This window comes from Caulobacter sp. SRI_008, from assembly GCF_057586355.1.
On record NZ_JBYCZS010000020.1, the window covers coordinates 65,207 to 90,576 of the forward strand.

Annotated in this window: 27 protein-coding genes and 1 tRNA gene; 8 read left to right on the forward strand and 20 right to left on the reverse strand. The window is 67.9% G+C overall.

The features are described 5' to 3' along the window. Positions 1–67: 67 nt before the first annotated feature. The 4 genes from glpX to AC2YHT_RS17840 all read right to left on the reverse strand — a co-directional run bounded on the left by glpX (position 68) and on the right by AC2YHT_RS17840 (position 4,293). A complete protein-coding gene (glpX, locus tag AC2YHT_RS17825; protein WP_487291096.1) occupies positions 68–1,018 on the reverse strand; it encodes a class II fructose-bisphosphatase in 951 nt (316 codons plus the stop codon). 74 nt (positions 1,019–1,092) lie between these two features. Further along, a complete protein-coding gene (locus AC2YHT_RS17830; protein WP_110118263.1) occupies positions 1,093–2,382 on the reverse strand; it encodes a homoserine dehydrogenase in 1,290 nt (429 codons plus the stop codon). 136 nt (positions 2,383–2,518) lie between these two features. Beyond that, positions 2,519–3,739: an LL-diaminopimelate aminotransferase gene (locus AC2YHT_RS17835; protein ID WP_487291097.1), complete on the reverse strand. Its 1,221-nt coding sequence runs from the start codon at positions 3,737–3,739 to the stop codon at positions 2,519–2,521. Positions 3,740–3,846: 107 nt separating this feature from the next. Continuing rightward, positions 3,847–4,293, reverse strand: coding sequence for a hypothetical protein (locus tag AC2YHT_RS17840; RefSeq protein WP_487291098.1), 447 nt, complete (start codon positions 4,291–4,293; stop codon positions 3,847–3,849). 323 nt (positions 4,294–4,616) lie between these two features. On the opposite strand from AC2YHT_RS17840, the gene phaC reads away from it, so the two are divergent. From phaC to AC2YHT_RS17855, 3 genes are all read left to right on the forward strand, one after another. Beyond that, positions 4,617–6,386: a class I poly(R)-hydroxyalkanoic acid synthase gene (phaC, locus tag AC2YHT_RS17845; RefSeq protein WP_487291181.1), complete on the forward strand. Its 1,770-nt coding sequence runs from the start codon at positions 4,617–4,619 to the stop codon at positions 6,384–6,386. Positions 6,387–6,574: 188 nt separating this feature from the next. Next, the gene (locus AC2YHT_RS17850; protein ID WP_487291099.1) at positions 6,575–7,189 is read left to right on the forward strand and encodes a DUF1287 domain-containing protein; all 615 of its coding nucleotides are present in this window, start codon (positions 6,575–6,577) and stop codon (positions 7,187–7,189) included. Positions 7,190–7,443: 254 nt separating this feature from the next. After that, the gene (locus tag AC2YHT_RS17855) at positions 7,444–8,118 is read left to right on the forward strand and encodes a hypothetical protein (RefSeq protein ID WP_487291100.1); all 675 of its coding nucleotides are present in this window, start codon (positions 7,444–7,446) and stop codon (positions 8,116–8,118) included. A gap of 18 nt (positions 8,119–8,136) precedes the next feature. Here the strand turns inward: AC2YHT_RS17855 and AC2YHT_RS17860 are convergent, their stop codons facing one another. Next, positions 8,137–9,621: an FAD-dependent oxidoreductase gene (locus AC2YHT_RS17860; protein WP_487291101.1), complete on the reverse strand. Its 1,485-nt coding sequence runs from the start codon at positions 9,619–9,621 to the stop codon at positions 8,137–8,139. An 81-nt stretch (positions 9,622–9,702) separates the two neighbouring features. On the opposite strand from AC2YHT_RS17860, the gene AC2YHT_RS17865 reads away from it, so the two are divergent. After that, a complete protein-coding gene (locus AC2YHT_RS17865; RefSeq protein WP_487291102.1) occupies positions 9,703–10,158 on the forward strand; it encodes a MarR family winged helix-turn-helix transcriptional regulator in 456 nt (151 codons plus the stop codon). A 15-nt stretch (positions 10,159–10,173) separates the two neighbouring features. Here the strand turns inward: AC2YHT_RS17865 and argC are convergent, their stop codons facing one another. The 5 genes from argC to AC2YHT_RS17890 all read right to left on the reverse strand — a co-directional run bounded on the left by argC (position 10,174) and on the right by AC2YHT_RS17890 (position 15,087). After that, positions 10,174–11,127 (reverse strand): N-acetyl-gamma-glutamyl-phosphate reductase, encoded by a 954-nt coding sequence (argC, locus tag AC2YHT_RS17870; RefSeq protein WP_487291103.1) that lies wholly within the window; start codon positions 11,125–11,127, stop codon positions 10,174–10,176. Positions 11,128–11,285: 158 nt separating this feature from the next. Further along, positions 11,286–11,759 carry a 30S ribosomal protein S9 gene (gene rpsI / locus AC2YHT_RS17875; RefSeq protein WP_487291104.1) on the reverse strand — a complete coding sequence of 158 codons (474 nt, stop codon included), beginning with the start codon at positions 11,757–11,759 and terminating at the stop codon, positions 11,286–11,288. Positions 11,760–11,762: 3 nt separating this feature from the next. After that, on the reverse strand, positions 11,763–12,236 hold the full coding sequence (gene rplM, locus AC2YHT_RS17880) for a 50S ribosomal protein L13 (protein WP_110118255.1): 474 nt from the start codon (positions 12,234–12,236) through the stop codon (positions 11,763–11,765). A gap of 182 nt (positions 12,237–12,418) precedes the next feature. Further along, a complete protein-coding gene (locus AC2YHT_RS17885) occupies positions 12,419–13,906 on the reverse strand; it encodes an alkaline phosphatase (RefSeq protein WP_487291105.1) in 1,488 nt (495 codons plus the stop codon). Positions 13,907–14,055: 149 nt separating this feature from the next. Further along, complete coding sequence (locus tag AC2YHT_RS17890) at positions 14,056–15,087, reverse strand: COX15/CtaA family protein (RefSeq protein ID WP_487291106.1); 1,032 nt, start codon at positions 15,085–15,087, stop codon at positions 14,056–14,058. Between the two features lie 195 nt (positions 15,088–15,282). On the opposite strand from AC2YHT_RS17890, the gene AC2YHT_RS17895 reads away from it, so the two are divergent. Both AC2YHT_RS17895 and AC2YHT_RS17900 read left to right on the forward strand, forming a co-directional pair. After that, positions 15,283–15,534: a GlsB/YeaQ/YmgE family stress response membrane protein gene (locus AC2YHT_RS17895; RefSeq protein ID WP_487291107.1), complete on the forward strand. Its 252-nt coding sequence runs from the start codon at positions 15,283–15,285 to the stop codon at positions 15,532–15,534. Then, positions 15,525–15,767 carry a DUF2842 domain-containing protein gene (locus tag AC2YHT_RS17900; protein ID WP_487291183.1) on the forward strand — a complete coding sequence of 81 codons (243 nt, stop codon included), beginning with the start codon at positions 15,525–15,527 and terminating at the stop codon, positions 15,765–15,767. Before AC2YHT_RS17895 ends, AC2YHT_RS17900 begins: the two co-directional genes overlap by 10 nt. A 90-nt stretch (positions 15,768–15,857) precedes the next feature. On the opposite strand, the gene AC2YHT_RS17905 is transcribed toward AC2YHT_RS17900, so the two are convergent. The 7 genes from AC2YHT_RS17905 to AC2YHT_RS17935 all read right to left on the reverse strand — a co-directional run bounded on the left by AC2YHT_RS17905 (position 15,858) and on the right by AC2YHT_RS17935 (position 20,174). Continuing rightward, a tRNA-Pro gene (locus AC2YHT_RS17905) sits at positions 15,858–15,934 on the reverse strand. Between the two features lie 73 nt (positions 15,935–16,007). Continuing rightward, a complete protein-coding gene (locus AC2YHT_RS17910; protein ID WP_487291108.1) occupies positions 16,008–16,439 on the reverse strand; it encodes a MerR family transcriptional regulator in 432 nt (143 codons plus the stop codon). A 13-nt stretch (positions 16,440–16,452) separates the two neighbouring features. Continuing rightward, positions 16,453–16,755: an integration host factor subunit alpha gene (locus tag AC2YHT_RS17915; protein ID WP_110118249.1), complete on the reverse strand. Its 303-nt coding sequence runs from the start codon at positions 16,753–16,755 to the stop codon at positions 16,453–16,455. Positions 16,756–16,977: 222 nt separating this feature from the next. Further along, on the reverse strand, positions 16,978–17,955 hold the full coding sequence (locus tag AC2YHT_RS17920; RefSeq protein ID WP_487291109.1) for a beta-ketoacyl-ACP synthase III: 978 nt from the start codon (positions 17,953–17,955) through the stop codon (positions 16,978–16,980). Continuing rightward, entirely contained in the window at positions 17,952–19,034 is a 1,083-nt protein-coding gene (gene plsX / locus AC2YHT_RS17925) for a phosphate acyltransferase PlsX (protein ID WP_487291110.1), read from the reverse strand. The genes AC2YHT_RS17920 and plsX overlap by 4 nt, the downstream gene beginning before the upstream one ends. An 85-nt stretch (positions 19,035–19,119) precedes the next feature. After that, positions 19,120–19,659 (reverse strand): YceD family protein, encoded by a 540-nt coding sequence (locus AC2YHT_RS17930; protein WP_487291111.1) that lies wholly within the window; start codon positions 19,657–19,659, stop codon positions 19,120–19,122. After that, positions 19,644–20,174 carry a ubiquinol-cytochrome C chaperone family protein gene (locus tag AC2YHT_RS17935; RefSeq protein ID WP_487291112.1) on the reverse strand — a complete coding sequence of 177 codons (531 nt, stop codon included), beginning with the start codon at positions 20,172–20,174 and terminating at the stop codon, positions 19,644–19,646. The genes AC2YHT_RS17930 and AC2YHT_RS17935 overlap by 16 nt, the downstream gene beginning before the upstream one ends. 121 nt (positions 20,175–20,295) lie before the next feature. On the opposite strand from AC2YHT_RS17935, the gene AC2YHT_RS17940 reads away from it, so the two are divergent. Both AC2YHT_RS17940 and AC2YHT_RS17945 read left to right on the forward strand, forming a co-directional pair. Then, the gene (locus AC2YHT_RS17940) at positions 20,296–20,784 is read left to right on the forward strand and encodes an outer membrane protein assembly factor BamE (RefSeq protein ID WP_110118244.1); all 489 of its coding nucleotides are present in this window, start codon (positions 20,296–20,298) and stop codon (positions 20,782–20,784) included. A gap of 153 nt (positions 20,785–20,937) precedes the next feature. Then, on the forward strand, positions 20,938–21,492 hold the full coding sequence (locus AC2YHT_RS17945) for a response regulator (RefSeq protein ID WP_487291113.1): 555 nt from the start codon (positions 20,938–20,940) through the stop codon (positions 21,490–21,492). A gap of 80 nt (positions 21,493–21,572) precedes the next feature. Here AC2YHT_RS17945 and AC2YHT_RS17950 read toward each other — a convergent pair whose 3' ends face one another. From AC2YHT_RS17950 to AC2YHT_RS17960, 3 genes are all read right to left on the reverse strand, one after another. Continuing rightward, positions 21,573–23,708, reverse strand: a complete 2,136-nt coding sequence (locus AC2YHT_RS17950) for a sodium-translocating pyrophosphatase (RefSeq protein WP_487291114.1) — start codon at positions 23,706–23,708, stop codon at positions 21,573–21,575. A gap of 216 nt (positions 23,709–23,924) precedes the next feature. Further along, positions 23,925–24,458, reverse strand: a complete 534-nt coding sequence (locus tag AC2YHT_RS17955) for a hypothetical protein (protein WP_487291115.1) — start codon at positions 24,456–24,458, stop codon at positions 23,925–23,927. A 126-nt stretch (positions 24,459–24,584) separates the two neighbouring features. Further along, positions 24,585–25,241 (reverse strand): outer membrane protein, encoded by a 657-nt coding sequence (locus AC2YHT_RS17960; protein ID WP_487291116.1) that lies wholly within the window; start codon positions 25,239–25,241, stop codon positions 24,585–24,587. Positions 25,242–25,370: the final 129 nt, after the last annotated feature.

A 25,370-nucleotide genomic window follows, 5' to 3' on the forward strand; every position in this document is an offset into this window, starting at 1 on the left:
CTCGCAGACTAGTACGACAGTATTACGTGGCGGAACGGGCCAGCGATCAAAGCTGGCCCGATAAGCCTCAGACCCGACGCTTCATGCGCACTTCGCGCACGGCGCCGGTCGAGGAATTCATCACCAGGCTGTGGGTGTGGACGAAGCCGTCCTTGAAGGTCACCCCGTCCAGCAGGGCGCCGGAGGTGACGCCGGTGGCCGCGAAGATGGCGTCGGCGCGGACGATCTCGTGCAGATCGTACTTCTTGTCGAAGTCGGTGACGCCCCAGCGCGCGGCGCGGGCGCGCTCGTCGGCGTTGCGGAACACCAGGCGGCCCTGGAACTGTCCGCCCACGCACTTCAGGGCCGCGCAGGCCAGCACCCCTTCGGGGGCGCCGCCGGAGCCGAGATAGAGGTCGATGCCGGTCGAGGGATCGGCGGTGTTGATGACGCCGGCGACATCGCCGTCGGTGATCAGGTTGACCCGCGCGCCGGCCGAGCGGACGGCGGCGATGATCTCGGTGTGGCGCGGACGGTCGAGCACGCAGACGGTGATCTGCGAGGGATCCACGCCCTTGGCTTCAGCCAGAGCCTTGACGTTCTCGGCCGGCGACTTGTCGAGATCGATGACGCCCGCCGGATAGCCCGGACCGCAGGCGATCTTGTCCATGTAGGTGTCGGGGGCGTTCAGCAGCGTGCCCTTGGGCGCCCAGGCCATCACGGCCAGCGCGTTGGGCATGGCCTTGGCCGTCAGGGTGGTGCCTTCCAGCGGGTCGAGAGCGATGTCGACCTTGGGGCCGCCGCGGCCCACCTTCTCGCCGATATAGAGCATGGGCGCTTCGTCGCGCTCGCCCTCGCCGATGACGATCTCGCCGTCGATCGAAAGGTCGTTGAGCGCATTGCGCATGGCGTCGACGGCCGCCTGGTCGGCGGCCATCTCGTCACCCCGGCCCACCATGGTCCAAGACGCGATGGCGGCGGCTTCGGTCACGCGGACCGCATCCAGGACCAGAGAACGGTCCAGGGTGTTAGAACTCATCAGTGTCTCCCAGCCCGTGGCAAGGCTAAATTCCCAATGTCTTCATACCCTGGACCGCTTGTTGCTCGCGGCCTCTAGCTACGTGCGACACGCAGAAGACGGGGACGCTCTAGCACGGCCTGCAGTTTTTCGATGCGTGTAATCGCGTCGAGAAGCTTCGATTCCGGAGTCGCATGGGTGACGATCACGATCGGCACACCGCCCGCCCCTTCGACGGGCTTCTGCAGGAAGGCGTCGATCGAGACGCCGCATTCGGCCAGGGTTTCGGAGATGGCGGCGATGGCGCCGGGCTCGTCGCGGACCATGATCCGCAGATAGGCCTTACCGACGCTGCGGGCCGGATCGACCGGCACGAACGGCGCCAGCGCCCCGGCCGGGGCCTGGAACACCGGGCGCACGGCCTTGGTCATGACGTCGGCGATGTCGGCGGCGACGGCGGCGGCGGTCGGGCCAGCGCCCGCGCCCGGACCCTGGATGAAGATGCGGCCGATGCGCTTGCCCTCGATGAACAGCGCGTTGAGCGCGCCGCCGGCCTGGGCCAGCGGGTGGGTCAGCGGGATCAGGGTCGGATGGACCTTCACCGAGACGCCGTCGTCGGACTTGGCGGTGCCGGCGATGAGCTTGATGCGATAGCCCAGGTCCTTGGCCAGCTTGATGTCGAGCAGCTCGACCTCGCTGATGCCCTCGATCTCGGCGGCCTCGTAGTCGGGGGCGCAGCCGAAGGCGAGAGCCGCCAGGATGGTGATCTTGTGGCCGGCGTCGAAGCCGCCGACGTCCATGGTCGGGTCGGCTTCGGCGTAGCCCAGCGCCTGGGCCTCGCGCAGCACGTCGCCGAAATCGCGGCCGGTCTTCTCCATCTCGGAGAGGATGTAGTTGCAGGTGCCGTTGAGGATGCCGGCCACCGAGACGACGTCGTCGCCGACCATGGCCTCGCGCAGCATCTTCACCGCCGGGGTGCCGCCCATGACGGCGGCTTCGAACAGCAGCGGAACGTTGTTGGCCTCGGCCAGGGCGGCCAGCTCAGCGCCGTGCTCGGCGATCAGGGCCTTGTTGGCGGTGACCACGGGCTTGCCCAGTTTCAGGGCGGCCTCGACCGCGGCCTTGGCCGGGCCGTCGCTGCCGCCGACCAGCTCGACGAACAGGTCGACGTCGGGCGAGCTGGCCAGGGCGACCGGATCGTCGAACCAGGTCAGGCCCGAGATGTCGATCGTGCGCGGGCGCGACTTGGAGCGGGCCGAGACGGCGGTGACGACGGCGCGGTCGCCGGCCGGGGCGAAGTCGGGGCGTTCGGCCAGGAACTGCAGGAGGCCGCCGCCTACGGTGCCGAGGCCGGCGACGCCGACGCGCCAGGTTTTCTGAGTCATGGTGCGGTTCCTAGTCTTCCAGTCGGCCCCGGGGGGCCGCCCTCGTCCTTCGACAGTTCAGGATGGGGGCTATTGCAGGCTTTGGCAGTCGAAATCCTCACCCCGAGCCTGTCGAAGGGCGAGGATCTCGCGAGTTTCAACCCTGTTCGAGGCTGTTGTGAGCCTTGGCGAGGATCTGGTCGGCGTTGGCGATAAACTTCTTCACGTTGCGCGCGGCCTGCTTGATGCGGTGCTCGTTCTCGACGAGGCCGATGCGGACATAGCCCTCGCCGTATTCGCCGAAGCCGATGCCGGGGGCGACGGCGACGCCGGCCTCCTCGATCAGCAGGCGCGAGAACAGCATCGAACCGGCGGCTTCGAACTGCGGGGGGATCTTGGCCCAGGCGAACATCGAGGCGGGCGGGTTGGGGATGTCCCAGCCGGCGCGCTTCATCGACGACACGAGCGTGTCGCGGCGGCCCTTGTAGATGCCGCGGATCTCTTCCACGCAATCTTGGGGACCGTTTAGGGCGGCGGCGGCCGCCACCTGCACCGGCGTGTAGGCGCCGTAGTCGAGATAGGACTTCACCCGGGCCAGGGCCGCGCAGATGCGGGCGTTGCCGACCACCATGCCCACGCGCCAGCCGGCCATGGCGTAGGTCTTCGACAGCGAGTTGACCTCGACGGCGATGTCTTTCGCGCCATCCACCTGCAGGATCGACGGCGGCGGGTTGTCCTCGAAATAGATCTCGCCATAGGCCACGTCGCTGATGACCAGCAGGTCGTGCTTCTTCGCCAGCGCCACGGCGTCCTTGTAGAAGTCCAGATCCACCGTCTGGGCCGTCGGGTTGGACGGATAGGACAGGATCAGCACGGAGGGCGGCGGCACCGAATGCTTCACCGCGCGGCTGATGTTCGAAAGGTACTGCTCGGGGCTCAGCGCCGGCACGTGGCGGATGACGCCGCCGGCCATGATGAAGCCGAAGGCGTGGATCGGATAGGCCGGGTTCGGACAGATGATGACGTCGCCGGGGGCGGTCAGGGCCTGGGCGAGGTTGGCGAAGCCCTCCTTCGAGCCGAGGGTCGAGATCACCTCGGTGTCGGGATTCAGCTTCACGCCGAAGCGGCGGTCGTAATAGCCGGCCATGGCCTTGCGCAGGCCGGGAATGCCCTTCGAGGCCGAGTAGCGGCCCGAGCGCGGATCGCGCGAGGTCTCGACCAGCTTGTCGACGATGTGCTGGGGCGTGGGCATGTCGGGGTTGCCCATGCCGAAGTCGATGATGTCGACGCCCTGGCCGCGCAGGCGGGCCTTGATGCGGTTGACCTCTTCGAAGACGTAGGGCGGCAGGCGGCGGATGCGATGAAAATCGGCGGTCATGATGGCTCGTGCGCCCTCTGGCGCTGCAGGAGCGAAAAGTCGGGCATGGATAGACCCCGAGCGGGGTATAGCCAAGCCAGTTCAAGGAAAATTATGCCTCCGTCGCCCTATTGGGGCTTGGACGGAGGCGGGGTAGCTCGGCCACGAGCAGCCTTGGCGAAGGCTTCGGTCTCGGCGCGATCGGCGACGGTCGGAATCTCCGACGGCGGAACGCGGGCCGCGCGCTGGGCGCGGGCGGCGAAGCCTTCGGTGTCGGACAGGGCGAAGGTGTCGGGCGCGGTGTCGCGCTTCAGCTGGGCGGCGGCCGCCTGCTGTTCCTGCACCTGGGCCTTGTACTCGCCGGGCTTGGGGATGTCGGTCGGGATCGCCGGGATCTCGGCGAAGCTCGGCCGCACGCCGCGCTGGTGGGCCGCGGCCTCGGCGGCGGAGGCGACCGGCGAGGTCTGATCCACCGGCGGCGGCGTGAACGGCGACGTGCCGCACGCCGACAGCAAGGTCGCGAGGACCGCCAGCGAGGCGCCGTAACGTACGATTTTACCGGTTTGGCCGTTCATCTTGTCTCAGGTCTTATGCGATGATCGCGGCGAGCGGAAGGCGCCGAACGAGAATCGGGCCGCCGATCGACGACATTCAGACGGAAGGAACGCGCATGGCAAAGGGCGGGACCACCGGCAAGGACACGGGCAAGAGCGCCAAGGCGCCGCCGAAGCCCAGAAAAGCCCCTGCCGCAGCCGCCAAGAAGCCCGCCGCCGCGCCAAAGCCCCCTCCTCCACCGCCACAGCCCGACCCCAAACCCGAATCAGCCCAGGCAGGTTCGGGCGCCGGTTTCTCCGCCGGACCCGACATCGCCTCGCTGCTGACCGAAGAGCAGCGCAGGATGATGGAGACCCTGTCGGCCAACCTGGCCCGCGCGGCGGTCACCGCCCAGGGCGCGATCGCCGAGGCCGCCCTGCGCCAGGCCGACCGGCCCGCGGCCCTGTCGCCCGACCCGTTCCACGTCGGCCCGGCCCTCAACGAGGTGATCGGCAGCCTGGCGGCCCAGCCCGACCGGCTGCTGCGCGCCCAGGCCGACCTCTTCAACGGCTACATGGAGCTGTGGCAGTCGGCCGCCCGCCGCGCCGTCGGCGAGGAGACCAAGCCCGTCGTCGCCCCGGCCCACGGCGACAAGCGCTTTTCCGACCCCGACTGGGTGACCAACCCGGTGTTCGACATGATGAAGCAGTCGTACCTGCTGACGTCGAACTGGCTGAACGGCCTGGTGGCCCAGGCCGAGACGGTCGACCCGCAGTCCAAGCGCCGGGTCGAATTCTTCACCAAGATGCTGACCGACGCCTTCTCGCCGTCGAACTTCCTGATCTCCAACCCCGCGGCCCTGCGCGAGGTGATGCAGACGGGCGGCGAGAGCCTCAAGCGCGGCATGGAGAACTTCGCCGCCGACCTGGAGCGCGGCGGCGGGCAGCTGGCCATCAGCCAGACGGACCTGGCCAAGTTCAAGGTCGGCGAGAACGTCGCCACCGCGCCTGGCAAGGTGGTCTACCAGAACGACATCCTGCAGCTGCTGCAGTTCGATCCGACCACGGAGCAGCAATACGAGATCCCGCTGCTGATCTTCCCGCCCTGGATCAACAAGTTCTACATTCTCGACCTGCGCCCCGAGAACTCGATGATCCGCTGGCTGACCGGCCAGGGCTTCACGGTGTTCGTGGCCTCGTGGGTCAATCCCGACAGCCAGCTCGCGGCCAAGACCTTCGAGGACTACATGCTGGAGGGCATCTACGACGCCAGCCAGCAGGTGATGACCCAATGCGGCGTCGATCGGGTCAACACCGTCGGCTACTGCATCGGCGGCACGCTGCTGTCGTGCGGCATGGCTCACATGGCCGCGCGCGGCGACAAGCGGATCAACTCGGCCACCTTCTTCGCCGCCCAGCAGGACTTCGCCGAGGCCGGCGATCTCTTGCTGTTCACCGACGAGGCCTGGCTGAAGGAGATCGAGCAGCGGATGGACCAGGAAGGCGGCTTCCTGCCCAGCCAGTCGATGGCCGACACCTTCAACGCCCTGCGCGGCAACGACCTGATCTGGTCGTTCTTCATCAACAACTACCTGATGGGCAAGGAGCCGCGCCCGTTCGACCTGCTGTTCTGGAACGCCGACCAGACGCGGATGCCCAAATCGCTGCACCTGTTCTACCTGCGCAATTTCTACAAGGACAACAACCTGACCCACGGCCGCCTGAGCCTGGGCGGGGAACAGCTGGACCTGTCGAAGGTCAAGACGCCGATCTACGTGCAGTCGTCGAGGGACGACCACATCGCCCCCTATCGCAGCGTCTATCGCGGGGCGCGGGCTTTCGGCGGGCCGGTGACCTTCACCATGGCCGGCTCGGGCCACATCGCCGGCGTGATCAACCACCCCGATGCGAAGAAGTACCAGCACTGGACCAACGAGCACCTGCCCGGCTCGGTCGAGGGCTGGTTGTCGGGCGCGGTGGAGCACCCCGGCTCGTGGTGGCCGCACTGGGCGGGCTGGCTGAAGGCCAAGTCCGGCAAGCTGATCCCGGCGCGGGATCCGGCCAAGGGTCCGCTGAAGGCGTTCGAGGACGCCCCGGGCAGCTTCGTGCGGGTGCGCTCGAACGCGGCGGCTTAAGCGCTTCGCGCTCCCCCTCAGTCGCTCCGCGACAGCTCCCCCAGAGGGGGAGCATCTATCTGGCGCGGCGCTCCTAGATCCTCCCCCTCTGGGGGAGGTGGCCCGGAGGGCCGGAGGGGGTCAGCGCCGCCACCTTGAAGACCAACGTTCGCCCAAAACTCGCCCCGATCACGGCGGAGCTTGCCGCCATGCTCGAGTTCGATCGCCGTTCAGCGCTGGGCCTGCTGGCCGCCGCCCCCTGGCTGGGCGCGGCGAGCCGTGGCGACGGCCTGCGACTGGCCAAGGCGGCTCGGGCCCAGGTCGGGGTGACCACCGACTATGATCCCAGCTACCGGGCGATCGGCTATCCGCACGGCGACGTGCTGCGCACCACGGGCGTCTGCGCCGACGTGCTGGTGCGGGCCGCCCGCGACGCCTGGAACGTCGATTTGCAGGAGCGGGTGCACACCGACATGGTGCGCGCCTTTTCGGCCTATCCCGCCCGCCGCGCCTGGGGCCAGAAGAGCGCCGACGCCAATATCGACCATCGGCGGGTGCTGAACCTGGAGACCTATCTCGACCGCCAGGGCGCCCGCGTGCGCCCCAGCCAGGCGGCGCGATCGGGCGATGGCTTCGACCAGCCCGAGCCCGGCGACATCGTCACCTGGCGCCTGTTCGGCAACGGCCGCCCGCACATCGGCGTGGTGGTCGAGGGACCGGACAAACCGCGCGTGGTGCACAATATCGGCGCTGGCGCGCGGGATGAGCCGCTGTGGATGCTGAAGCTGCACAAGCCGGCGGGGCACTATCGCTGGCGGGTCTAGAGCGAGCGATCACCCGATCCCGTGTAGAGATGGCGCCGACGCGCTCCCCCAGCGGATGGCGAGCAGGAATTCGGCGATCAAGCGCGCCGTTCGCCCCTCCACCAGGAACTTCTCGCAAAGTCGCGGTCGCCGATACGGCACGCATACGATCCACGACGACTTCAGATGATGTCCCGATCTTGCCTCTACCATTGGGGTAGCATGGGTCAGCGAGTCGCGTCGGGCGACGCCGCACATAGCCTCAGGGTGCTCAAATGGTGGAAAGAGCCTACCCCAAAACGCCAAATGGCGCCTGGCGCCAAGCAGAATTAGGCGTTGTCGCGATCTCGGTCGGACAACCCTATCATGAAGGCGAAAACATCGCGGCCATCGCTAATTTTGCACGCGAGAACTTCAGCCATCCGATCGTCCTGGTCGCCGACACTCTGCAACGCTGGAACAAGAGCGACGCCCCGCAAGTCGCCCATGCAGCGGCGAGAAGACATGGCGATGAATGGTTGAAGCGCAACGCCGCCGCCATCGCAGGCATGCAGGTGATGCGCTGGGACGACTATACGGAAGCGCTGGATTTTCCCGCCACGCTCACCGCGCTGCGGGAACTGGCGCTCACCGACGGCGATTTCGGCGCCGCACTGCAGGCGGACATCGACGGATACACGCGGCGTCTCGAAAAACGGGGTGAGCCTGTCAGCGCCCGGAAGATCGCTTGCGGCCGATCCTATGTGCTGGAGGAACTGGCGGCCGACTGCATGGCGGCCAAGGCCCAACCGCGATCCGTCATCTACCCCAACGCGGAAATGAGGAGCTATCGGAAGCTGCGGCAACTGCCCCACGCCATCGCCGCGCCGATGCGCGATCTCCATTGGTGTTACGTGAAAATAGGCAATGCGGCGGAGCCTGCGCCCGAGAACGGACGACTGGTGAACTAGGAAGACGCCGAAAGACGCCTAACCGGGCGACACTCGGTGGAGGTACGCCGTCAGCCGATCGCGCCCACTCGCCCCGACCAGGGCGGCGACATAGCCGTCGGGGCGGATGAGGGCGAGGTCGCCGTCGGCCAGGCCGTAGATGCGGCCCAGGGCGTCGTCGGGATCGGCGAAGGCGCCGCCCTCTCCGACGGCGACCACGCGCAGGCCCTCGCGCGCCGGGGCGTCCCCTCCCCTGGCGACCAGCGTCCAGTGAGGACCTCGCATCAGTGCGAACAGCCGCACCGGCCCGCCGGCCGCATCGCGCAGCAGGGCGTCGGGCGCGCGGTCGCCAGCCAACAGGCCCTCCTCGCGTCCGGGCGTCTCTAGGGACAGGGACGAGGCCTCGTAGCCCAGGTCCAGCTGGTGCACCTCGCGGCCCCGCCGCATGTCGCCTCGCCGAGCCTTTTCCAGCAGGTCGGTCGCCAGGCCCAGCATGCCGGCGGCGATCGGGCGGCGCTCTTCCTCATAGGTGTCGAGCAGGCTCTCGGGCGCGCCGGCCAGCACCGCCGCCAGCTTCCAGCCCAGATTATAGGCGTCCTGCACGCTGGTGTTCAGGCCCTGGCCGCCGGTGGGCGGATGGATGTGGGCGGCGTCGCCGATCAGGAACACCCGCCCGACGCGGTAGCGGTCGGCCAGCCGGGCGTTCATGGCATAGGCCGAGGCCCAGACGACGTCGTGGATAACCAGATCGGTCCCCGGCGTCCGCGCTTCGATGAAGGCCTGCAATCCGGCCGCGCCAAGATCGACCTCGCCTTCAAGAGGGATCGGGGCCTGGAGCTGGAAGAGATCGGTCCCGGCCAGCGGACACAGGGCGTATTGCCGAGCCATGTCGCCCTCGTTGAAGCGATGCCAGGCGTCGCGCGACAGCCCTTCGAGCACCACGTCGGCGACGATGGCCCGCACGCCCAGGGTCTTGCCCGGAAAGTCGATCCCCAGCGCCTTGCGCACGAAGGAGCGGCCCCCGTCGCCGCCGACCAGGTAGCGGCAGGCGATCGTCTCGGGTCCGGACGGCCCTTGCAGGCGGGCGACGACGTGGCCCGCGTGCTGGTCGAAACCCGTCAGTTCGCGGCCGTATTCGACCGTCCCGCCCAGCTTGTTCAGCCGCTCACGCAGCACCGCCTCGGTGGCGAACTGCGGGACCATCAGCGGGGTGCGATAGGGCTCCTGAGCCGTGGGCGCGGCCACGACCATCTCCTGCACCTCGTCGCAGCCGCCGTCGGCGCGATGGATGCGCTGGGGCGGATAGGGTCCGCCGACCGCCTGCAGGGCGGTCACGACGCCCAGGTCCTCGAACACTTCCAGGGTGCGCGGCTGAATCCCCTTGCCGCGCGAACCAGCGAACGGCGCGGCCAGCTTGTCGACTAGGCGGAACGACACGCCGCGGCGGGCCAGGTCGATGGCGAGGGTCAGGCCGGCGGCGCCCGCGCCGCAGATCAGAACGTCGATGGGGCTGTGGTCTTCCATGTCGGCCTCATTATGTGCATGATGCACATAATCGTTCGAGGTCGCCGCATGTCAACAAACAATGTGCAAAATGCACATATCTTGAAATCCCTGCCCTCGCTGCACCGGTCGATGATGGATCTGGTCGGGGCGATGAACGAGCCCGAGCGGGACGCGGCCATGCTGGAGGCAGCCGGCCTTTCCCTGGAGCGGGCGCTGTTTCCGCTGCTGGTCTCGATCGAGCGGCTGGGGCCGATCGGCGTGGTGGAACTGGCAGGCCGGGTCGGGCGCGACCACTCCACGGTCAGCCGGCAGGTGGCGCGGCTGGAAGAGCTGGATCTCGTCAAACGTCAGGCCGGCGCGGCCGACCGCCGGGTGCGCGAGGCGGTGATCACGCCTCAGGGCAAGATCGCCACCGACGCCGTCGACGCGGCCCGGGCCCGCATGGCCCTGGTGTTGTTCAAGGACTGGAGCACCGAGGACGTCGATCACCTGGTGCGGCTGATGCGCAAGCTGGCCGACGGGATCAACGGCGTGGACATGCCCCCTCTCCCATAGGGAGAGGGAAAGCTTTTAGAGACCCGCCTTCTCGTCCAGGCCCAGGGCCAGGTTGAGGTTCTGCACGGCCGCGCCCGAGGCGCCCTTGCCCAGATTGTCGAGCAGGGCCACCAGGCGGGCCTGACCGCTGGTGTCGGAGCCGAAGACGAACAGCTTGATGCGGTTGGTGCCGTTCAGGCCCTCGGGGTCCAGCGTGGCCAGGCTCTTGGCCTCTTCCAGCGAGGCGACCTCGACGAAGGCCTCGCCCTTGTAGTGGGCGGCGAGCGCGGCGTGGATGTCGCCCAGCGAGCACGAGCCTTCCAGCAGACCAAGGTGCAGCGGCAGCTCGACCAGCATGCCTTGCGCGTAGCGGCCGACGGCGGGCGTGAAGATCGGACGGGTCAGCAGGCCGCCGTGCTTCTGGATCTCGGGCACGTGCTTGTGGGTCAGCGACAGGCCGTAGATGCGGTAGGCGACCTTGGTGTAGGTCGGCGAGGTCTCGTCCTCGAACTCGGCGATCATCGCCTTGCCGCCGCCTGTGTAGCCGGAGACGCCGTTGAACGAGACCGGCAGGTCGGACGACAGCAGGCCCGCCGAGACCAGCGGACGGGTCAGGGCGATGGCGCCGGTGGCGTAGCAGCCGGGATTGGAGATCCGCTTGGCGCCGGCGATCTTCTTGCGCTGTTCCTTGTCGAGCTCGGGGAAGCCGTAGGTCCAGTCGGCGTTGGTGCGGTGGGCGCTCGAGGCGTCGATCACCTTGACCAGCGGGTTCTCGATCAGGCTGACGGCTTCCTTGGCCGCGTCGTCGGGCAGGCACAGGATCACCGCGTCGGCGGCGTTGAGCAGCTCGGCGCGGGCGGCGGCGTCCTTGCGCTTGTCGGGATCGATCGAGATCAGCTGCAGGTCGGTGCGGCCGATCAGGCGCTCGCGAATCTGCAGGCCGGTGGTGCCGACTTCGCCGTCGATGAAGACCTTGGGGGCGTTCGCCATTGCCTACTCCTCGACCTGGGTCGGCCTGTGCTCAGACCCAGTCTTGCAGCGCCGTGTGACCGGCGCTCGCGTTCGGGCCATGCCGGCCCGAGAAAATCGCAAGAAAAAGGGCGCTTCGGTGAACCGAAGCGCCCTCTTCCAAACGCGTATAGACGCGCTTAGCGCTTCGAGAACTGGAAGCTGCGGCGGGCCTTGGCCTTGCCGTACTTCTTACGCTCGACGACGCGGCTGTCGCGGGTCAGGAAGCCGTGCGGCTTCAGGACCGGGCGCAGGGCCGGTTCGTAGTAGGTCAGAGCCTTGGACAGGCCGTGGCGGATGGCGCCGGCTTGACCCGACAGGCCCGAACCTTCGACGGTGACGTCGACGTCGAACTGGCCGAGGCGCTCGGTCACTTGCAGCGGCTGGGCGATCATCATGCGCAGCACCGGACGAGCGAAGTAAACTTCCTGGTCACGGCCGTTGACGGTGATCTTGCCGGTGCCCGGCTTGATCCAGACGCGCGCGATGGCGTTCTTGCGCTTGCCGGTCGCGTAGGCGCGGCCTTGGGCGTCGATCTTGGGCTCGGCCGGAGCGGCCGCGACGGGGTTGCTGGACAGGCTGGCCAGCGCGTCAAAACCTTGAGCTTCGGACATGACTTAGGCGCTCCGGGTGTTTTTGACGTTGCGCGCCGCGAAGTCGATGACTTCCGGGTTCTGCGCTTGGTGCGGGTGCTCGGCGTCGGCGTAGACCAGCAGGTGCGTCAGTTGCTTGCGCGCCAGCGGGCTTTCCTTCGGCAGCATGCGCTCGACGGCCTTGTTCAGGACGCGTTCCGGGAAGCGACCTTCCAGGACCTTGCGCGGGGTGGTTTCCTTGATGCCGCCCGGGTGACCGGTGTGGCGATAGTAAACCTTGTCGTCCAGCTTCTTGCCGGTGAACTTCACCTTGTCGGCGTTGATCACGACGACGAAGTCGCCGCAGTCGACGTGCGGGGTGTAGTCGGGACGGTGCTTGCCGCGAAGACGCATGGCGATGAACGTCGCCAGACGGCCGACAACGGCGTCCTTGGCGTCGACCACGATCCACTTCTTCTCGACCTCGGCGGGCTTCAGGGAAGCCGTGGTCTTTTGCATGGGATTGATCCGTAATTCCTGTGCGTCGGGGGCCAAGGAAACGGCTCCGTCCGCGTGAGGGGCGGCTGATACCGAAGCCTTGGCCGCCTGTCAACAATGCGCGCGCAGGAAAGTTCGGAAAGCCTTGTGGAGCAAGGGATTGCGCGATGCGGTATCTAAATACCGCATCGCGCCGTATTCCCTTACTTGGCCGCGTCGAAGCCGAAGGCGTGGCGCATGACCTGGAAGATGTAGCTCTCCTCGACCACGCCGCGGACCAGATAGGCGCCCGGGCCGTCGGCGTAGATCCCGACGTCCTCGCCGGAGTGGGCGGCGCTGGGCAGGTTGGCCAGGGCCTGCTGGTGGTAGTCAACCTCGTCGAGGTCTTCCTTGGCCGGGTCGGCGCGCAGCTCGGCGCCTTCCGCACCGCCGGGGCCGGTGGCGAAGCTCAGCACGGTGTAGGCCTTGCCGTCGCCGGCCACGACCGGCTCGCCCTCGTTGCCGGCCAGGCCCAGGATCGGGGCGCTGCGGGCGGCGTAGCCCGAGATCACCAGGCCGTGGCTGTGGTCGGCGGTGACGATGACCAGGGTCTCGTTCAGATCGACCTTGGCCAGCACGGCCTCGATGGCCTTCGAGAACTCGACGGTCTCGGTCAGGGTGCGCTTGGCGTTGTTGAGGTGGCTGCCCATGTCGATCTTGCCGCCCTCGACGAGCAGGAAGTAGCCCTTGGGGTTCTGGGCCAGGATGTCGACGGCCTTGGTCGCCATCTGGGCCAGGGTCGGCACGCCCTCGCCCAGCACCGGACGCTCGACCTCATAGGGCAGGTGCTCGCCCGCGAAGAGGCCCAGCACCGGACCGGTCTTGGTCGCGTCGATCGCCGCCAGTTGGTCGGCGGTCGTGACATAGGCGCCGCCCTTGGCCTTGGTCCATTCGGCGGTCAGGTCGCGGCCGTCGGCGCGCTTGCCGCCCTTGTCTTCCGGCAGGAAGCGCGAGCGGCCGCCGCCCAGGGCGACGTCGAGGCGCAGATTGGCGGGGGCCTCGACCAGCTGGCGGGCGATGTCCTTGCAGCCGCCGCTCAGGGCCTCGGCCGGCATGTCGCCGTCGCCTTCCCAGTCGCGATAGGCGGTGTGGGCGTAGGTCCCGGCGGGCGTGGCGTGGGTGATGCGGGTGGTGGTGACCGCGCCGGCCGACAGGCCGTGGGCCTTGGCGATCTCGGCGATGGTCTCGACGCGGTTGGCGGCCTCGTCGGCGCAGGCCTCGGGCTTTGCCTGGCCGGTCAGGCCGATGACCTTGTTGCGGGTCTTCACGCCGGTGGTGATGGCGGTGATGCCGGCGGCGCTGTCGGTGACCTGGGTGTCGTGGCTGTAGGTCTTGGAGAGCGCCACCCAGGGCAGCTTCTCGAAGGCCAGGGCGTTGGACTCGCCGTCGACGCCGCGCTGCTGGCCCTCGTAGATGCGGCTGGCCACGGCGGTGGAGATGCCCATGCCGTCGCCCAGGAACAGGATGACGTTCTTGGCCTTGCCGGTCTTGGGATTGACGGTCAGGGCCTTGGCCAGGGCGGCCTCGCCGGCCTTGTAGTAGCTGTCGGCGGCCTGGGCGGGCGTGGTGTCGGCGGCCAAGGCGGCGACGGGCGCGAAGGGCGCGAGGGCCAGGGCGCAGACGCCGGCCAGGAGCGAGGGAACGCGGATCACGAGGGGATCTCCAGCAGGGACATGCGGGTCCTGTGCTGGAGTTTCGTGACAGTTCTTCGAGCGCCGACTCAGAAAGCCCGGATCGGCGAAATCCCGGCTCCCCTCCATCCGTAAAACCCCCGCGAAAGCGGGGATTTTACGGGATAGGGTTAGGGCCGCCGCACCCGCCAGGCGAAGGTGGTGGCCGCCCCCAGCAGCAGGGCCGCGCCGGCCTGATGCAGCACGCCGAGGCTGAGCGGCACGGCGGCCATCAGGGTCCAGACGCCAAGGCCCGCCTGGACCAGCACCACGCCCAGCACGACATAGGCGACGATCCTGGCCTCGTGCGGCAGGCGGCGGGCGCGGGCCGCGCCGACGGCCAGGGCGATAGCGGCGGCGCAGACGGCGTAGGCCATGAGGCGGTGATGCAGCTGCACCGCGCCCTGGCTGTGGGCGAGCGTGCCCCACAGACCCTTGCCGGCGTATTCGGTCGGCAGCAGCGAGCCGTTCATCAGCGGCCAGTCGTTGTAGACGAGGCCCGCGTCGTTGCCGGCCACCAAGGCGCCCAGCAGGCTCTGGAAGAACACCGCGCCCAGGAAGGCCAGGCCCCAGCCGCGCCACTCGCTGCGCTCCTCGACGCGCGGTGCGCCGTTCCAGGCGTCGAGCGCGGTCCAGATCAGCAGCACGAAGAGAGCCAGCGCAAGGCCCAGGTGGACCATCAGCCGCTCGGGCGCGACCGAGACGCGCTCCGAAAGGCCGCTGGAGACCATCCACCAGCCGACCAGCCCCTGCAGGCCGCCCAGGGCCAGCATGGCCCCGCAGCGCAGGATCAGGCGGCGCGGCAGCATGCGGCGCACCAGGAAGAAGGCGAATGGCAGGGCGAAGGCCGCGCCGACGATCCGGCCCAGCAGCCGGTGCGCCCACTCCCACCAGAAGATGCCCTTGTAGGCCTCGACGGTCATGTCGGGGTTCACCAAGTGATACTGGGGAATCTGCTTGTAGAGCTCGAAATTGGCGCGCCAGGCCTCATCCGACATCGGCGGCAGCGCGCCCATGATCGGCTTCCACTGGGTGATCGAAAGCCCCGAGTCGGTCAGGCGAGTCGCGCCGCCGACCACGACCATGGCGAAGACCAGGGCCGCCACGACGAACAGCCAGATGGCGACGGGCCGGGAACGGTCGGAACGCAGGAAGGAAGTCATGAAGCCGAAAAAACGCCTGTTCTGGGCCTAAATGGGGCGGCAAGACCCCTACTCCCGCGCCCCTACTCCCCGCAAGGCGCCGATGTCCATGTCCTGCTCGCGCTTAAGGATGCGAAGACGAGGGCCTGACGCGCCCCACTGCCCGTGCCATTGTGCGCCCGCTGCGGGGGCGCAGCGCGTTCCTGGGGATGTGAGATGAGCGGCGTGGGCGTGTTCGTCGCCTTGGTGATCGGCATCCTGGCCGGCTGGATCGCGGACGTGGCCCTGGCCCGCCGCCACAGCCTGTTCATGCAGATGCTGATCGGGGTGATCGGCTCGTTCATCGGCGCCTTCATCGCCCAGCGCCTGCACATGGTGGTCCCGGGCTTCCTGGGCAGCCTGGTCGTCTCCGTCGTGGGCGCGACCCTGTTCCTGGCCGTTCTCGGCCTTTTCCGGAGATCCGCGTGAGCGCTCCCCTCATTCCGGCGCGCCTGCGCAAGCTGATCGGCTCGATCGGCGTGATCGCGATCCTGCTCGGCTGGATCTGGGCCTTCACCAGCCTCTACGACCACCTGCCCCTGAATCGGGCCGTGCACCTGCTCTATTTCGTGGCGCTGGGCATGGGCTGGATCCTGCCGGTCATTCCGCTGATCACCTGGATGGGCAAGGCGGACAAACCGCTGAACGTCGGCGAGCGATAGTCTGGGGCAAGCGATAATCCGGAAACGAAAAAGGCCGCCCCGAAGGGCGGCCTTTGCGTTTCTTCCGCGGTCTTCTCTCCGGAGAGAGAATGGTCGGAGCGACAGGATTCGAACCTGCGACCCCTTGACCCCCAGTCAAGTGCGCTACCAGGCTGCGCCACGCTCCGACGCGGAAGGAGCGCCCTTATAGGCGCCGCTCCCCGACTCGGCAATCGGAAATCGAGGGCTTTTCGCGAGGCCTCAGGAACGCGTCAAAAGCCCGTCCAGACGGGCCTTGATGCTGGTCAGGTCGTCCAGGGCCTCGACCAGGCGCGCCCGGCGTTCGGGGCTGGGGGCCTGCGAAACGGACGAATCGCCGAAGCCGTCAGTGATGGGAGATTCGAGGAAGGCCGCGCCGTTCTGGCCCAGGCCGGCGGCGATCACATGGGTGACGCCCTGCTCGCGGTGCAGCTTCTGGACGCCCTTGATCGTGTAGCCCTCGGCGTGCAGCAGCGCGCGCACGCCGTTGAGCACGGCGATGTCCTGCGGGCGATAGAAGCGGCGCCCGCCGGCCCGTTTCATCGGGCGGATGAACGAGAACTTGGTCTCCCAGAAACGCAATACGTGCTGGGGGACGCCTAGCTCTTCGGCGGCCTCGGAAATCGTGCGGAAGGCGTTGGGCCCCTTCGCCACCGCATCGAATCCCTTAGTCGCCCAGGGCGCTGTCGATGCGCGCCTTCATGACCTGGGAGGAGCGGAAACCGATGACCCGGCGCGGCTCGATCTCGGCCGGCTCGCCCGTCTTGGGATTGCGCCCCATCCGGGCCCGCTTCTCGCGAACCTGGAAGACGCCGAATCCCGAAAGCTTGACCGTCTCGCCCTTCTCCAGGGCCTCGGCCACCAGGTCGAGAGTACGCTCGACGAGACCGGCGCAGTCCTGACGCGTCAGGCCTACTTCCTCGTGGACCGCCTCGCAGAGGTCAGCCCGGGTCAATGTCGAACCCTTCATAACGCCCCCTTACGCAACACGCGGACGAGAAGTCCTTGCCCGCGCCAATGACCAGTCACCCGACAGGCGGGGCGCACGAATGCCCCGATCTCGCGCGACATGACCTCGTCAACTCAAGACTGCATGCCGCGAATACCGCATGAAGTCAAAGGGTCAAGCCGGACACCTCATATGCGGAGGAAGCCCGGACGCCAACCCAAGGTCAAGCTTGGTTCCTGACCATCAGAGGCGCAGGACGCAGGCGCCCCACGTCAGACCGCCGCCCATCGCCTCAAGCAGAAGCAGGTCGCCCGGCTTGATCCGGCCGTCCGCCACCCCGTGCGCGAAGGCCAGGGGAATCGATGCGGCCGAGGTGTTGGCGTGCAGCGCCACGGTCGAGATGACCTTTTCCTCGTCGATGCCGCAGCGGTTGGCCACGCCCTGGAGGATTCGCTGATTGGCCTGGTGCGGAATGAACCAGTCCACCTCGGGCACCGTCACGCCGGCCTTTTCGGCGGCGGCGAAGATGGCCTCGGAGATGTTGATCACCGCGTGCTTGAAGACCTGATTGCCCAGCATCCGCAGCTTGCCGACCGTGCCCGTGGTCGACGGACCGCCGTCGACATAGAGCAGGTCCTGCTTGGTCCCGTCGGCGCGCAGGGCGAAGCCCAGCATGCCGCGGTCGGCCGTGGTCCCCTGCCCTTCGCCCGGCTCCAGCACGACCGCGCCGGCGCCGTCGCCGAACAGCACGCAGGTGCCGCGGTCGGTCCAGTCCATCAGGCGGGTCATGGTCTCGGCGCCGATCACCAGGGCGCACTTGGCGTGCCCCCGGGCGACGAAGCCGTCGGCCACCGACAGGGCGTAGACGAAGCCCGAGCACACGGCCTGGACGTCGAAGGCGATGCCGACGCCCGCGCCCAGCTTGCGCTGGACGATGGCTGCGGTGGCCGGGAAGGTCAGGTCGGGCGTGGTGGTGGCCACGATGATCAGATCGACGTCGGCGGCCGACTTGCCCGCGCGCTCCAGCGCCTGCTTGGCGGCCTCGACGGCGAGGTCGGAGACGGCCTGGTCGTCGGCAGCCTTGTGGCGCTGGCGGATGCCGGTGCGCTCGATGATCCATTCGTCGGAGGTGTCGACGACCTTCGACAGGTCTTCGTTGGTGACGATCCCCGGCGGCAGGTAGGCCCCGACGCCGGTCACCACGCTACGGACTACGCTCACTCGGCGGCTCCCTGGGTTTCGACGCCGTCGGCGCCGTCGTCCTTGGCCGCTTGATCTTTTTCCGCGGTCAGACGCTTCAAGTTACGATCGATCTCGGCGGTGAAGTCGCTGCGGGCGAGATCCACCGCGACGCGCACGGCCGAGGCGAAGCCGCTGGCGTCGGCGCCGCCGTGGCTCTTCACGACGATGCCGTTGAGGCCCAGCAGCGGCCCGCCGTTGACCCGACCGGGGTCGAGGCGGCGCTTCATCTTCTTCAGCGAGCCCGAGGCGATCAGCGCGCCCAGCATGGCCAGCGGACCGGCGGTGAGCGTGGCCTTGATCTCGTTGCCGAAGAAGCGGGCCAGGCCCTCGGCGGTCTTCAGGGCGACGTTGCCGGTGAAGCCGTCGGTGACGACCACGTCGACGGTGCCGTAGGCGATGTCGGTGCCCTCGACGAAGCCGCGATAGTCGAAGTCGAAGTGCGGGCTGTCCTGCAGGATGCGATGCGCCTCGCGCACCTCCTCGTGGCCCTTCTGGTCCTCGGAGCCGACATTGAGGATGCCGACCGTCGGGCGGGTCGAGCCGTGGACGGCGTGGTGGAAGGCCGCGCCCATGATGGCGAACTCGACCAACTGTTCGGCGTCGCTCTCGACATTGGCGCCGACGTCGAGCACCGCCGAGACGCCCTTCATGGTCGGCCAGGAGGCGACGATGGCCGGACGCTCCAGATCCGCGCTCATCCGCAGGATCAGCTTGGAGATGGCCATCAGGGCGCCGGTGTTGCCGGCCGAGACGCAGGCGGCGGCCTGGCCCGAGCGAAGGGCCTCGACGGCGTTCCACAGGCTGGAGCCCTTGCCCCGGCGCATGGCCTGGGCGGGCTTTTCGTCCATGGCGATGGACTTGTCGGTGTGAACGACGGTGCAGACGGCGCGGGCGGCCGGCGCGCGCGCCAGTTCGGCGTTCAGCGCCGTCTCGTCCCCGTGCACCAGGAAGCGGACGTCAGGCAGGGACTTGGCGGCGATCTCAAGCGCGGGTACAACCACGGATGGTCCGTGATCCCCGCCCATGGCGTCGACCGAAATGACAACGGGTTGGGGCACGAGACGCTATCGACTCCTGTGACGGTCGCGACGCGGCCGGCTTGATTCCGGGCGTGATATCACGCCCGGAGGGAAAAGGGCCAACTCAGCCCTCTTCGTCCTTTGCTTTCAGCCCTTTCAGGGCTGCAAAGGGAGAAAGGTCGACGGGCTCGGCGGGTTGCACGAACACCGCCCCGGGCTTGCGCGGGAACGGGTCCAGCTCCAGCGCCAGGTGCTCGATCACATAGCCCGAGACGTCGATCGTCTCGCCTTCCAGCACGTCGGGCGGATCGTCGCTCTCGGGATCCATGCCCAGTTCGCCGCCCTCGTCCTGGGGGGCGTGCTCGCTGTTGGCCGGCAGGACATGCAGGCTGAAGCGGGCGTCGATGCGGGTTTCGAAGTCCTCGGCGGTGACGCCGCAGGTCTGGACGACGCGGGCGCGCAGCACGCCGGACACCTCGGCCCCGTCCATCCACGAGCGCAGATAGACGTCGGCCTCAAGCTGGTCGAGCGACACCAGGTTCAGCTGCGCGGCGATCGCCTTGCGCACGGTTTCGTCGGGAACCAGCTTCAGGTCGACCCCGCCGCGGTCGACGCGAGCCAGGGTGACGGTGCTGGGCCAGGGATCGATCAGACGTTCGGCCATTGCACCACTCCATTCAGCAGGTCGTTCAGCGATTGCCCGGCCAGGGCTTCTCGCGCGGACCGCACATAGGCGCTCACGGCGGCGATGTCTCCCTCGCCGCGCTCCTCGAACACGGTTCGGGCCAGGGCGGCGTCGAGACCGGCCGCGTCCGGCAGGGTTTCGAAGGCCTCGTCATAGGTCTTCAGCCGGCCGTAGAAGGCGCCGGCCAGCTTCTTCATCTTCTTGCCGACGGCGGTGTCGGAGACGCCGATCTCGCGGAAGGCGTCGTCGAGGCCGCGCACGTAGGAATCGAACACCGCCTGCGAGGTCTCGCTCGCCGCCTCGCCCTGCCCCTTTAGTCGCTCCATCACCAGCACCACGTGCAGGGTGAAGAGCTCGAACCGGCCCTCCAGCGAGTCGCGGACCCCGAGATCGGCGTAGAACCGAGCCGAACGCGCCTGGGCCACAGCCGAGGCATAGAGCTTTTCTCCCGCTATCCTTGCGGGACGAGGCTTCAGAAGCCGATCCAGAAACATTCCACGCCTCTATTTCGCCGCGAGCCGGCCATAGATGGCCTGTCGAGCTACGCGGGCCATTGAACTAAGCCCGCGCGAGCGATAGGTCAAAGTCCAGCATTCTTCCGGTTCCGGAGCCTCTATGTTTCGTCCCGCCGTTTTCGCCGCCGCCGCCATCGGCCTCGCCGCCGTCGTCGGGGGCTGCACGCCGCTGACGAGCTATTCGGGCTTCCAAGCCATCGAGGCCAAGCCTGTCGACATGAAGGTCGGCGAAGACAGCAAGTCGACCGTGATGGAAAAGCTGGGCTCGCCCTCGGCCACCTCCACCTTCGACAACAACGCCTGGTACTACGTCTCGCAGACGACCGACCGCGTGGCCTTCTACAAGCCGCGGGTGATCAAGCGCGACGTGGTGGCGATCAAGTTCAACGCCGCCGACGAAAAGGTCGCCTCGGTCGACACCTTCACCCTGAAGGACGGCAAGGTCATCGCCTACAACGGTCGCGAAACCCCGACCCGCGGCCGCGAGATGACGATCCTCGAGCAGCTGCTCGGCAACGTCGGCCGTGGCGGCATGCTGCCGCAGGACGACGAGGGCGTGCCCGGCACCCGCCCCGGCGATCGTCGCTAAGTCGGATAGCCGACACTTAGCTTGACCATAAGCGCGTGATTTCGTGCGACTTTTTGTCGCCGTATCAACGTTTGCTAAACAACGTGCGGAGCAACCTTCACGCTTAGTCGGCGTCTGGCCCCAACCAGACGTCGCTCTGGGGGGAGAAGGTTCGTGGGCGGGCCAGATCTGCGGGCGTTGACGATCCTGGTCGTCGACGACAACGCCAACATGCGCGGGATCCTGTCGGCGATCCTGAAGGCCGCCGGCGTGCGGCGGATCCTCGAGGCCGGCGACGGCGTCGAGGGCCTGAAGTTTTTCGCCGAGCGCGAGATCGACATCATCTTCACCGACCTGATGATGCAGCCGGTGGACGGGCTGGCGTTCGTGCACTGGGTGCGCAACTCGCCGGCCAGTCCCAACCCCTACGCGCCGATCATCATGATGACCGGCCACGCCACCCGCCGCAGCCTGGACGAGGCGCGGATGGCCGGGGTGACCGAGTTCCTGGCCAAGCCGATCAACGCGCGCGGGGTGATGCACCGCATCAACGAGGTCATCAACAACCCGCGCGACTTCGTGCGGGTGGGCGACTATTTCGGCCCCTGTCGCCGCCGGCGCATCGACCACGACTTCACCGGCGACGAGCGTCGCGGCGTCCAGCCCACGCCGACGGTGCTGGGCGGCGCGGCGGAGATCCACGCGTTCGATCCGGAAGAGTGCTACTGAGGCTCGCCTCTCGGAGGCCCAAAAGAAAACGCCCCGGAGCATGAGCCCCGGGGCGTTTCCGTATCAGCCAGATCGCAAGATCAGCCGTGGGCCAGAACCGCCAGCAGCAGTAGGGCCACGATGTTGGTGATCTTGATCATCGGGTTCACGGCGGGACCCGAGGTGTCCTTGTAGGGGTCGCCGACGGTGTCGCCGGTGACGGCGGCCTTGTGGGTTTCACCGCCCTTCTTGTGCAGGACGCCGTCCTTGTCGGTGAAGCCTTCCTCGATCACCTTCTTGGCGTTGTCCCAGGCGCCGCCGCCGCTGGTCATCGAGATGGCGACGAACAGGCCGGTGACGATCACCCCCATCAGCATGGCGCCGAGGCAGGCGAAGGCGTCGACCTTGCCGGCGATGGCGTTGATGACGAAGAACAGCACCACCGGCGATACCACCGGCAGCAGGGACGGCACGATCATCTCGCGGATGGCGGCCTTGGTCAGGATGTCCACGGCCTTGCCGTATTCGGGCTTGGTCTCGTAGGTCATGATGCCCGGGTTCTCGCGGAACTGGCGACGGACCTCGGCCACCACCGACTCGGCCGCGCGGCCGACGGCGGTCATCGAAAGACCCCCGAACAGGAACGGCAGCAGGCCGCCGAACAGCAGGCCGACCACGACATAGGGGTTGGACAGGTCGAAGCTGACCGCCCCCATGCCGTCGAAGAAGCTGCCCGGGGCGGCGTTCTCGGAGAAGAACTTCAGGTCCTCGGTATAGGCAGCGAACAGCACCAGGGCGCCCAGGCCGGCCGAACCGATGGCGTAGCCCTTGGTGACGGCCTTGGTGGTGTTGCCGACGGCGTCGAGGGCGTCGGTGGTGACGCGGACTTCCGGCGGAAGACCGGCCATCTCGGCGATGCCGCCGGCGTTGTCGGTGACGGGGCCGAAGGCGTCCAGGGCGACGATGAAGCCGGCCAGGGACAGCATGGTGGTGGTGGCGATGGCGATGCCGAACAGGCCCGCCAGGTTATAGGTCACGACGATGCCGACGATGATGGTCAGGGCCGGCAGGGCCGTGGACTCCAGCGACATGGCCAGGCCCTGGATGACGTTGGTGCCGTGGCCGGACACCGAAGCCTGGGCCACCGACTTCACCGGACGGAAGCCGGTGCCGGTGTAGTACTCGGTGATGACCACGATGAGCGCCGTGACCGCCAGGCCCACGAGGCCGCAGTAGAACAGGTTGTCGGCGGTGAACAGGCGGCCGTCGAGCTCGATCGAGGTCGGGACCAGCTGGTGGATCACCCACCACACCGCCGGGATCGACAGCAGCCCGGTGACGATGAGGCCCTGGTAGAGGGCTCCCATGATGTTCTGCTTCTTGCCCAGGCGGACGAAGAAGGCGCCGATGATCGAGGTGACGATGCACACCGCGCAGATGGCCAGCGGCAGCAGCATCATCGAGCCGACGACGTCGGTGCCGGTGAAGAAGATCGCCGCCAGCACCATGGTGGCGACGGTGGTCACCGCATAGGTCTCGAACAGGTCGGCGGCCATGCCGGCGCAGTCGCCGACATTGTCGCCCACGTTGTCGGCGATGGTGGCGGCGTTGCGGGGGTCGTCTTCCGGAATGCCGGCCTCGACCTTGCCGACGAGATCGCCGCCGACGTCAGCGCCCTTGGTGAAGATGCCGCCGCCCAGACGGGCGAAGATCGAGATCAAGCTCGCGCCGAAGCCCAGGGCCACCAGGGAGTCGATCACGACCCGGTCGGTGCCCTCATGGCCGACCGACAGCAGCAGGGCGAAATAGCCCGCCACCCCGATCAGAGCAAAGCCCGCCACCAGCATGCCGGTCACGGCGCCGGAGGTGAAGGCCATCGACAGGCCCTTGGCCAGGCTCTCGGAAGAGGCCTGGGCGGTGCGCACATTGGCCCGCACCGAGATCAGCATGCCGGCGAAGCCCGCCAGGCCCGACAGGATCGCGCCCAGCGCGAAGCCCACCGGCTGCTCCCAGCTCTTGAAGAAGAAGGCCAGCAAGGCGATGACCACGACGCCGACGATGGCGATGGTGGTGTACTGACGGTTCAGATAGGCCTGAGCGCCTTCCTGAATGGCCGCGGCGATTTCCTGCATCTTCGCATCGCCGGGCGAGGCCTTCAAAAGCCTGGCGGTCTGAACCGCGCCATACAGCACCGCCAGAAGCCCGGCGCCGATGGCTACGTAAAGCCAAGAACTCATGGGTTTAGTGCCCCTTCGTGTTTCAATTCACGAGGGGTCGCGGTTCCCGGCGCGAGGCGAATACGACCGCCCCGGACCGGGAGCGGCGGGCGGGCCTTATGGCCTCATTCCCCCTCGATGCTCCCTGAACTGGCCCCGACATCGGCGCCAAGGAGAAACACTGCCATCCACCCGCAAAGCGCGCAACCGCTTGCGAGAACGGCGTTCGCGAAGGGGTCAGGGGATGATGGGAGCCGAATCGACCTGCGGGGCGGGCTTGGCCGCGCCCGGCGCTCCCGGCTTGGCGGGCGGCTTGGGCGGCGGCACGAAGTTGCGCGGGGTCTGCTTGCCGATGGTGACGCTGGCGATCTTGCCCTTGCCGACCAGGACGGCGGCTTCACGCATCACGGTGCTCTTGAGCTTGCCCTCGTCGAGCAGGACATAGCTGCCCGGCTTGTTGAACGGCTGCTTGTGGGCCGCGCGGACCAGGGCGTCGCGCAGCTTGGGCTCGACGCCGGCGAAGGCCGTGACGTCGCCGCCGGGCGGCAGGGTCAGGGACAGCTCGACGAAGACGTAATTGATCAGCCGTCCGCCATCGACGATCGGCAGGGCCATGGAGCCCAGCTTGATCACCGGATCGGCCTTCTCCTTCTCGCCCTCCCCGCCTTCCTTTTCCTTCTTCTTGCCGGAGGCGAAGGCGGGCGCGGCGCACAGCACGAACGGCGCGGCGAACGCCAGGACGGCGCGGCGGGAAATGGCGGGACGGGTCATGGTCAACGCCATTAGCCGACAAGGCTTGAGGTTTCGCTACCGAGCCTTGCCGGGGCCAAGGCCGGAAAAGACAAAGGGCGCGCCGGGGATCCGGCGCGCCCTCCACGTTCGGGATCGATCCCGCGCTTAGAAGCTGAAGCGCACGCCGACCAGGCCGCCGAAGCTCGACAGGTCGAAGTCCGACTCGGTTTTGCTGGAGCCGCTGGTGACCTCGACCTTGACCGGGCCGACGCGCTGGTAGCGGCCCTCGGCGAACAGCGAGACCTTCGGCGACACCTCGACGCTGGCGCCGGCGATGGCCTGCAGGGTCAGGGCGTCGCCCCGGTCGTCCAGGATGCCGTCGTCGATCTTCACCGAGGCCACGCCGATGCCGGCGCCCAGATAGGGCTTCACCTTGCCCTTCACGGGAAAGTCGTAATAGGCGTTGATGTCGATGCTGACGACCTGGGCCTTGCCGCCGTCCCAGGTCGCTTGCAGCGTCCCGCCGCTATAGGTGGTTTCCAGCTTCTGGCTGCTATAGCCCCCGGCCAGCTCGGCGCGCCAGTTCGGGCCCAGCGTCGCGCCCCAGGCAATGACGCCCTGAGCGCCGGCGTCGGACTCGGACGACACCGTCGGGCCCGCGTAATTGTAGTCGAAATCGGTGCTGCCGATGACGCCGCCGGCGATCGAGATGTACTGGCCGCGGTCGTTGGCCGGAGCCTTGGCGGCGGGCTTGGTCTCTTGCGCCGAAGCGACGCCGGCCAGGGCAAAGGCGGCCACAGCCGTGGTGATGAACAAACGCATGAAGAGACCCCCCCCCAGAGGATACACGCCCGAGTTGGGCGATGTCGGCGATAGGGGGTGCGCGCGGGCTCGTAAACCGAAGCTTCGCCAAGCTTGGCCGTTTGTCGCCGACTATTGCAGAGTCGCAAC

Coding starts and splice junctions, on each gene's coding strand:
- glpX (WP_487291096.1), bottom strand. CDS start 1,018: ATGAGTTCTAACACCCTGGACCGTTCTCTGGTCCTGGATGCGGTCCGC.
- AC2YHT_RS17830 (WP_110118263.1), bottom strand. CDS start 2,382: ATGACTCAGAAAACCTGGCGCGTCGGCGTCGCCGGCCTCGGCACCGTA.
- AC2YHT_RS17835 (WP_487291097.1), bottom strand. CDS start 3,739: ATGACCGCCGATTTTCATCGCATCCGCCGCCTGCCGCCCTACGTCTTC.
- AC2YHT_RS17840 (WP_487291098.1), bottom strand. CDS start 4,293: ATGAACGGCCAAACCGGTAAAATCGTACGTTACGGCGCCTCGCTGGCG.
- phaC (WP_487291181.1), top strand. CDS start 4,617: ATGATGGAGACCCTGTCGGCCAACCTGGCCCGCGCGGCGGTCACCGCC.
- AC2YHT_RS17850 (WP_487291099.1), top strand. CDS start 6,575: ATGCTCGAGTTCGATCGCCGTTCAGCGCTGGGCCTGCTGGCCGCCGCC.
- AC2YHT_RS17855 (WP_487291100.1), top strand. CDS start 7,444: ATGGTGGAAAGAGCCTACCCCAAAACGCCAAATGGCGCCTGGCGCCAA.
- AC2YHT_RS17860 (WP_487291101.1), bottom strand. CDS start 9,621: ATGGAAGACCACAGCCCCATCGACGTTCTGATCTGCGGCGCGGGCGCC.
- argC (WP_487291103.1), bottom strand. CDS start 11,127: ATGGCGAACGCCCCCAAGGTCTTCATCGACGGCGAAGTCGGCACCACC.
- rpsI (WP_487291104.1), bottom strand. CDS start 11,759: ATGTCCGAAGCTCAAGGTTTTGACGCGCTGGCCAGCCTGTCCAGCAAC.
- rplM (WP_110118255.1), bottom strand. CDS start 12,236: ATGCAAAAGACCACGGCTTCCCTGAAGCCCGCCGAGGTCGAGAAGAAG.
- AC2YHT_RS17890 (WP_487291106.1), bottom strand. CDS start 15,087: ATGACTTCCTTCCTGCGTTCCGACCGTTCCCGGCCCGTCGCCATCTGG.
- AC2YHT_RS17895 (WP_487291107.1), top strand. CDS start 15,283: ATGAGCGGCGTGGGCGTGTTCGTCGCCTTGGTGATCGGCATCCTGGCC.
- AC2YHT_RS17915 (WP_110118249.1), bottom strand. CDS start 16,755: ATGAAGGGTTCGACATTGACCCGGGCTGACCTCTGCGAGGCGGTCCAC.
- AC2YHT_RS17930 (WP_487291111.1), bottom strand. CDS start 19,659: ATGGCCGAACGTCTGATCGATCCCTGGCCCAGCACCGTCACCCTGGCT.
- AC2YHT_RS17935 (WP_487291112.1), bottom strand. CDS start 20,174: ATGTTTCTGGATCGGCTTCTGAAGCCTCGTCCCGCAAGGATAGCGGGA.
- AC2YHT_RS17940 (WP_110118244.1), top strand. CDS start 20,296: ATGTTTCGTCCCGCCGTTTTCGCCGCCGCCGCCATCGGCCTCGCCGCC.
- AC2YHT_RS17950 (WP_487291114.1), bottom strand. CDS start 23,708: ATGAGTTCTTGGCTTTACGTAGCCATCGGCGCCGGGCTTCTGGCGGTG.
- AC2YHT_RS17955 (WP_487291115.1), bottom strand. CDS start 24,458: ATGACCCGTCCCGCCATTTCCCGCCGCGCCGTCCTGGCGTTCGCCGCG.
- AC2YHT_RS17960 (WP_487291116.1), bottom strand. CDS start 25,241: ATGCGTTTGTTCATCACCACGGCTGTGGCCGCCTTTGCCCTGGCCGGC.